The organism is Burkholderia sp. AU4i (assembly GCF_000466765.1).
GTDB lineage: Bacteria > Pseudomonadota > Gammaproteobacteria > Burkholderiales > Burkholderiaceae > Burkholderia > Burkholderia cepacia.
The window spans coordinates 1-6,995 of record NZ_ASSI01000335.1; the positions used below are offsets into that span (position 1 = coordinate 1).

Consider the following 6,995-nt stretch of genomic DNA (forward strand, 5'->3'; position numbering starts at 1 on the left):
GCCCGGGCCCGCGCCGCGGCACCGAAGCGCGACGCAACGCCGGCCCCGGCCGCCCGCGCCGCGTACAATAGTGGACTTTTGCACGTCCTCACCCGCCTTATGTCCTCGCCCACCCTGTACGAATTCTTCGCCCCCTGCCCGCGCGGCCTCGAAGCGGCGCTTGCCGCCGAGCTGGCCGAAATCGCCGGCCGCCACCTGAACGGCGCGCCGTTCACCGCGGGCGCGCAGGTGCCGGGCGGCGTCCACTTCAGCGGCGGCTGGGCTGCCGGCATGGCCGCGAACCTCCATTCGCGGATCGCGAGCCGGGTCCTGCTGAAGATCGCGCACCGCGCCTACCGCAACGAGCAGGACGTCTACGCGCTCGCGCTCGAGCAGCCGTGGGAGCGCTGGTTCGCGGCGACGCAGACGCTGCGCGTCGACATCACCGCGATCAAGTCGCCGCTGAAGAGCCTCGAATTCGCGACGTTGCGCGTGAAGGACGCGATCTGCGACCGGATGCGCGAGAAGACCGGCGCGCGCCCGAGCATCGACACCGGTGCGCCCGACGTGCGCGTGTTCGCGTTCCTGACGGCCAACGAGTGCACGCTGTACCTCGACACGTCGGGCGAGCCGCTGTTCAAGCGCGGCTGGCGTCTCGACAAGGGTGCGGCGCCGCTGCGCGAGAACCTCGCGGCCGGCATCCTGCGCCTGACGGGCTGGACGCCCGGCACGGCGCTGTACGACCCGATGTGCGGCAGCGGCACGTTCCTCGCGGAAGCCGCGCAGATCGCGCTCGGCGTGGCACCCGGCGTCGAGCGCCGGTTCGGCTTCGAGAAACTCAAGCAATACGACATCACCGCATGGCAGGGGCTGAAGGTCCCGGCGCTGGACGCGAAGCGCGCGGCGCGCGGCAAACGCGGCGAAGCGCTCGGCGTGTACGGCAGCGACATCTCCGGCGACATGCTCGAGAAGGCACGCGCGAACCTCGAGCGCGCGGGCGTGCCGTCGGTGTGGCTCAAGCAGGTCGACGCGCGCGGGATGACGCCGCCGTGCGACGGCCCGGGCATCATCCTCGCGAACCCGCCGTACGGCGAGCGGATCGAGGTGCGCGGCCGCAGCGCGCGCGGCGAGGTGCGCGAGACGGGCCGCAACCGCGGCAACGACGACGCGTTCCGCCGCACCCACACCGACGCACCGGACAGCGAGTTCTTCAACGCGCTCGGCGATGCATTGAAGCAGCGCTTCACGGGCTGGCAGGCGTTCCTGCTGACGTCCGACCGTTCGCTGCCGGGCCAGCTGCGGTTGCGCGAATCGGCCAAGACGCCGCTGTTCAACGGCGCGCTCGAATGCCGGCTGTTCCGCTTCGACCTGATCGCCGGCAGCGTGAAGGCGCGCCCGGCCACGCCGGAAGGCGACGCGTAATCCGCATCATGGTCGCGACGGGGCCGCCGATACGGCCCCTGCGCGGCAATCGGAACGCCGCCGTTACCGCATCCGCGGCAACGGCGGCGTTCCGTTTCAATGCTTCGACTTTCTCCCGGCGCCCCGTCGTGAACGGCAGCGCCTGCCGCATCTCGAGCGGCGTCTTGCGGCTCGACAGCACGAGCGGCCACCCGCCGCGAATCCCGCGATCCATCTCCGAGCCCGGCACCAGCCCGTCGTGCGCGACAGCCGGCTTCACGGCGCCCTCGCGCGGCTCGACGACGCAGGTCACGCGCAATTCCCCACTCTCCCTCGACGGCGTGCGCCACGTGACGACCCGGCGGCGCTGGCGGATCGTTCCCGACCTCTACTGACAATACGGTGTCAGCAGGCTGCGATCACACTGCAATCCCGGCGCAATGCAACGCTGGTTTCCGCACCGAACCCGAACAACAACGCAACAAGGAGCGCGTCATGACGTCCGCAACTGCCACCGCCACTGCCACCCCCGAGCGCGCGATCGCGTGGTTCGACATTCCGTCCCTCGATTTCGACCGGGCGATCCGCTTCTACGAAACCGTGCTGCAAACGACGCTGCAGCGCGAAGTCATCGGCGGCGTGCCGATGGCCACGTTCGACCGCGACGCATCGAGCACGGGCGGCAGCATCGTGTTCGATCCGCAGCAGATCAAGCCGAGCGCGAACGGCGTGCTCGTCTACCTGAACGCCGGCGAATCGGTCGTCGCGGCGCTCGAACGCGCGAAGCGCGCGGGCGGGGTCGTGCAGGGCTCCGTCGTCGAGCTGCCGAACAACTACGGCTACGTCGGCTACCTGATCGACACCGAAGGCAACCGCGTCGGCCTGCACGCGCCGAAATGCCATTGAGCGCAGCGGCCATCGGGCGCGCGCGGCGCTATCATCGCGAAGTCCCTACTGCCGTTGGAGCCGAGGTGCCGTCATGACGCGCCGTGCCGACCGCCTGTTCCAGATCGCCGAGCTGCTGCGCGGGCGTCGTCTCACGACCGCGCAGCAGCTGGCCGACTGGCTGTCGGTGTCGCCGCGCACGGTTTATCGCGACGTGCGCGACCTGCAACTGTCAGGGGTACCGATCGAAGGTGAAGCCGGCATCGGCTACCGGCTGAACCGCAACGCGAGCCTGCCGCCTCTCACGTTCACGGCCGAGGAGCTCGCGGCGCTCGCCACCGGCGCACGCATGCTCGAAACCTGGGGCGGTGCGCGCTTCGCGAGCGGCGCACGCTCGGCGCTCGCGAAGATCGCGTCGGCGATGCCGGCCGACAAGCGCACGGCGCTCGACCGCCTGCCCGTGTTCGCGCCGTCGTTCCACATCGACGAGACGTTTTGCGCGAAGGTCGATGCGATCCACCAGGCCATCGATACGCGCCACGTCGTCAGCTTCGACTACCGCGACCGGCTCGGCGCGCATTCGCAACGCCGCGTGTGGCCGCTCGGGCTCGTCTACTGGGGCGGGCGCTGGACGATCGGCGCGTGGTGCGAGCTGCGCGGCGATTTCCGCACCTTCGACATCGCGCGGATGGGCGACATCGTCGTGCACGAGCAGTTTCCGGACATGGAAGGACGGCGGATCGCCGATTACATGCGAATCGCGGAAGCGCCGATGCGCTGACGCGCCGATACGGCACGGCGGCGGGCACACCGCCGCCGTTCACGTTCCGGGCCGCCGTGCGGCGCCCGGCCCGCCTTTCCCTACGCGCCGAACACCACCGTGCGCTTCGGCCGCTCGTCGACGTGCAGCGAGAACACATCGGGCCGCGCGTAATGCCCGACCACGTCGAAGTCGTAACGCGCCCGCACGAGTTCGTCGGTATCGATACGCGCGGTCACGAGCCCGGCCGTGCCGATCAGCGGCTCCGTCAGCAGGTCGCCGAGCGGCCCGACGATCACGCTGCCGCCGCGGATCAGCGGCCGCTCCGGATCCCAGCCCGGCACGTCGATCCCGAGCGCGCGCGGCGACGGCTGCACCTGGCACGCGCTGACGACGAAGCAGCGCCCCTCGTGCGCGATATGCCGCATCGAGCTCTGCCACACGTCGCGCTCGTCGACGGTCGGCGCGCACCAGATCTGCACGCCTTTCGCATACATCGCGCAGCGCAGCAGCGGCATGTGGTTCTCCCAGCAGACCGCGGCGCCCGCGCGGCCCGCGGCCGTGTCGACGACGGGCAGCGTCGAGCCGTCGCCCTGCCCCCAGATCAGCCGCTCGGTGCCGGTCGGCATCAGCTTGCGGTGCTTCGCGACGAGCCCGTCGCGCGGATCGAAGAACAGCGCCGTGCAGTACAGCGTGCTGCCGCCGCGCTCGATCACGCCGACCACGAGGCTCGCGCCCGTGCGCTGCGACAGCGCGGCCAGCTCGTCGGTTTCCGGCCCCGGCACGTCGATCGCCTGCGCGGCGTAGCGCGCATACGCGTCGCGGCCCTCGGGCAGCCGGTAGCCGAGCCGCGTGCCGAAGATCTCGCCTTTCGGATAGCCGCCGAGCACGGCCTCGGGCAGCACGACGAGCGACGCGCCGCTGTCGCGGATCGCGGTTTCGTAGCCGAGGATCGTGTCGAGCGTGGCGCGCGTGCCGGCGGGCGATGCGCCGATCTGCAGCGCGGCGATGACTGACGTGGACATGAAGGCGTCTCCGGTGAATGGGGTAACGCCATCTTTATCGATATGATGTCATCGATCAAATCGATAGAACAATAAGTGACATGAATGTGGATGATATCGCCAGCCTCGACCTGAACCTGCTGAAAGTGTTCGAGGCGCTGTACGAGGAAGGCGGCGCGAGCCGGGCGGCGCTGCGGCTCGGCCTCACGCAGTCGGCGGTGAGCGCGGCGCTCGCGCGGCTGCGCGTGATCTATGCCGATCCGCTGTTCGTGCGCACCGGCCGCGGGCTCGCGCCGACGCCGCGCGCGGACGAACTGAAACCGATCCTGTCCGACGCGCTCGACCGTTGCCGCGAAAGCCTCGCGATCGCGGCCGACGGCGGCGACCGCATCGGCCGCACGATCTCGATCGGGCTGTCGGACGACTTCGAGATCGCGCTCGGCCGCGCGCTGATCGACGCCGTTGCACGGGAAGCCGCCGGCATCCGGCTGATCTTCCGGCAGACGCACAGCGGCATCGCCGGCGACGCGCTGCTGCGCCACGGCGTCGACCTCGCGATCGCATCGGGCGGCTTCTCGGCGAACGGGCTCAGCCGGCGCGCGGTCGCGACGGGCGGCTACGCGTGCCTGATCGACCCGGCCGCCCGCCCCCGGCCGCCGCGCACGCTCACGCTCGCCGATTTCCTGCAGCGCGACCACCTGCTCGTGTCGTCGGGCGGCGTGATCGGGATCGTCGACGAGGCGCTGGCCACGCTCGGCCACAAGCGGCGCGTCGCGGCGTCGACCACGCATTTCGCCGCGTTGCCGTACCTGCTCGCCGGCTCCGACGCGGTGGCGACGATTCCCTCGCACGCGGCGCGCGCGATCGCGCGATCCACGCCGCTGCGCGCGCTCGCCTGCCCGGTCGACTTGCCGCCCTACCCGGTCGAAATCGGCTGGCGCACGAGCACGCAGCGCGACCCGGCGATCGTGCGCGTACGCGACACGATCGCCGCGTGCATCGCGAACCTCGTCGCACCATGAAACGGCCCGGCCGGCTTGCGCCGGTCGGGCCTGTCCCTTGAGGCTGCCCGTGCATCGAGGCAGGCGGCCTGCGTTGCCGGCACATGCGTCAGTCGACCGCCGTCACCATGCCCTCGATGACCTTCTTCGCATCGCCGAACACCATCATCGTCTTGTCCAGGTAGCTTTGCGCACGATCGCGCGAGATCGACGCGTGAGCCTGGCCGGCGTGGCCGCGCACCAGCACGACGAACGATTACGAGGGTCGGATTCGTCTGACCGAACGCCGGGCAGCGTTCGGGCGCAACCGGTAAAATGCCGAACCATGAAACCCGAAATCTGGACCCCGCATGTGACGGTCGCGGCGCTCGTCGAGCATGCCGGCCGCTTTCTCGTGATCGAGGAAGAAACCTCGTCGGGCCTGCGCATCAACCAGCCGGCAGGCCATCTCGAAGCCGGCGAAACGCTGGCCGACGCCGTGATCCGAGAGACGCTCGAGGAAACCGCGCACCCGTTCACGCCCGACGCGCTCGTCGGCGTCTATCTGGCGCACTATGACCGCCCCGGCACCGCCGGCGCGACCTACCTGCGCTTCACGTTCTGCGGCACGGCCGGCGAGCCGGTCGCGGGCCACGCGCTCGACGACGGCATCGTCCGCACGCTGTGGATGACCGCCGACGAACTGCGCGCGTGCAGCGAGCGCCATCGCTCGCCCGCGGTGATGCGCTGCGTCGACGATTACCTCGCCGGGCGGCGCATTCCGCTCGATTTCGTGCATACGCATTCGGTCGCGCCGCGCCCCGAAGCATTCGAACGTCAGGCGGTCAACAAATGAGCAAGCGCCGTGTAGTGGTGGGCATGTCGGGCGGCGTCGATTCGTCGGTGACCGCGTGGCTGCTGAAGGAACAGGGTTACGACGTGGTCGGCCTGTTCATGAAGAACTGGGAAGACGACGACGACGGCGAATACTGCTCGACGCGCCAGGACTGGATCGACGTCGTGTCGGTGGCCGACCTGATCGGCATCGACGTGGAAGCCGTCAACTTCGCGGCGGAATACAAGGATCGCGTGTTCGCCGAGTTCCTGCGCGAATACTCGGCCGGCCGCACGCCGAACCCCGACGTGCTGTGCAACGCCGAAATCAAGTTCAAGGCGTTCCTCGATCACGCGATGTCGCTCGACGCGGAAATGATCGCGACGGGCCACTATGCGCGCGTGCGCGAGCGCGACGGGCGTTTCGAGCTGCTGAAGGCCTTCGACCATACGAAAGACCAGTCGTACTTCCTGCACCGGCTGAACCAGGCGCAACTGTCGAAGACGATGTTCCCGCTCGGCGAGATCCCGAAGACGAAGGTGCGCGAGATCGCCGCGCAGATCGGGCTGCCGAACGCGAAGAAGAAGGATTCGACCGGCATCTGCTTCATCGGCGAACGGCCGTTCCGCGACTTCCTGAACCGCTATCTGCCGACCAAACCCGGCCCGATGAAGACGCCGGACGGCAAGGTCGTCGGCGAGCACATCGGCCTCGCGTTCTACACGTTCGGCCAGCGCAAGGGCATCGGCCTGGGCGGCAGCAAGAGCGGCAGCGGCGAACCGTGGTTCGTCGCCGCGAAGGACATCGCGTCGAACACGCTGTACGTCGTGCAGGGCCACGATCATCCGTGGCTGCTGTCGCGCGAACTCGTCGCCGGCAACGTGAGCTGGGTCGCCGGCGAGCCGCCGGCCGAGGGCTTCGCGTGCGGCGCGAAGACACGCTACCGGCAGGCCGACGCGGCATGCGCCTTCGGCGCCGCCGTGCCCGGCCCGGCAGGCGAAGCACGCTTCTCGCTCGCGTTCGACGATGCGCAGTGGGCCGTCACGCCCGGCCAGTCGGCCGTGCTGTACGACGGCGAGATCTGTCTCGGCGGCGGCATCATCGAAAGCGCGGCAACCAGCGACCGGCAGGCGCTCGACGCGCCGGCGCTC

The 6,995-nt window shown here is 69.8% G+C and carries 9 protein-coding genes; 7 read left to right on the top strand and 2 right to left on the bottom strand.

Features of this window, described 5'->3' with window-relative positions; all coding sequences use genetic code 11:
* Positions 1-99: 99 nt before the first annotated feature.
* The 4 genes from L810_RS42085 to L810_RS42100 all read left to right on the top strand — a co-directional run bounded on the left by L810_RS42085 (position 100) and on the right by L810_RS42100 (position 3,046).
* Positions 100-1,401: a THUMP domain-containing class I SAM-dependent RNA methyltransferase gene (locus L810_RS42085; RefSeq protein WP_021164196.1), complete on the top strand. Its 1,302-nt coding sequence runs from the start codon at positions 100-102 to the stop codon at positions 1,399-1,401.
* A gap of 128 nt (positions 1,402-1,529) precedes the next feature.
* Positions 1,530-1,775, top strand: a complete 246-nt coding sequence (locus L810_RS47930; protein WP_155836496.1) for a hypothetical protein — start codon at positions 1,530-1,532, stop codon at positions 1,773-1,775.
* A 100-nt stretch (positions 1,776-1,875) separates the two neighbouring features.
* The gene (locus L810_RS42095; RefSeq protein WP_021164198.1) at positions 1,876-2,286 is read left to right on the top strand and encodes a VOC family protein; all 411 of its coding nucleotides are present in this window, start codon (positions 1,876-1,878) and stop codon (positions 2,284-2,286) included.
* Between the two features lie 73 nt (positions 2,287-2,359).
* A complete protein-coding gene (locus L810_RS42100; RefSeq protein ID WP_021164199.1) occupies positions 2,360-3,046 on the top strand; it encodes a helix-turn-helix transcriptional regulator in 687 nt (228 codons plus the stop codon).
* A gap of 80 nt (positions 3,047-3,126) precedes the next feature.
* Here the strand turns inward: L810_RS42100 and L810_RS42105 are convergent, their stop codons facing one another.
* A complete protein-coding gene (locus tag L810_RS42105; protein ID WP_021164200.1) occupies positions 3,127-4,050 on the bottom strand; it encodes a carbon-nitrogen hydrolase family protein in 924 nt (307 codons plus the stop codon).
* An 80-nt stretch (positions 4,051-4,130) separates the two neighbouring features.
* On the opposite strand from L810_RS42105, the gene L810_RS42110 reads away from it, so the two are divergent.
* A complete protein-coding gene (locus L810_RS42110) occupies positions 4,131-5,051 on the top strand; it encodes a LysR family transcriptional regulator (protein ID WP_021164201.1) in 921 nt (306 codons plus the stop codon).
* Positions 5,052-5,139: 88 nt separating this feature from the next.
* Here the strand turns inward: L810_RS42110 and L810_RS47935 are convergent, their stop codons facing one another.
* Positions 5,140-5,277 (bottom strand): NAD(P) transhydrogenase subunit beta, encoded by a 138-nt coding sequence (locus tag L810_RS47935; protein ID WP_021164202.1) that lies wholly within the window; start codon positions 5,275-5,277, stop codon positions 5,140-5,142.
* A 78-nt stretch (positions 5,278-5,355) separates the two neighbouring features.
* Between L810_RS47935 and L810_RS42115 the strand changes: the two genes are divergently transcribed.
* Together L810_RS42115 and mnmA are read left to right on the top strand one after the other, a co-directional pair.
* Positions 5,356-5,865 carry an NUDIX hydrolase gene (locus L810_RS42115; protein WP_021164203.1) on the top strand — a complete coding sequence of 170 codons (510 nt, stop codon included), beginning with the start codon at positions 5,356-5,358 and terminating at the stop codon, positions 5,863-5,865.
* Positions 5,862-6,995: tRNA 2-thiouridine(34) synthase MnmA (gene mnmA, locus L810_RS42120; protein WP_042978335.1), on the top strand; the 1,134-nt coding region annotated here is incomplete at its 3' end. The genes L810_RS42115 and mnmA, both read left to right, overlap by 4 nt.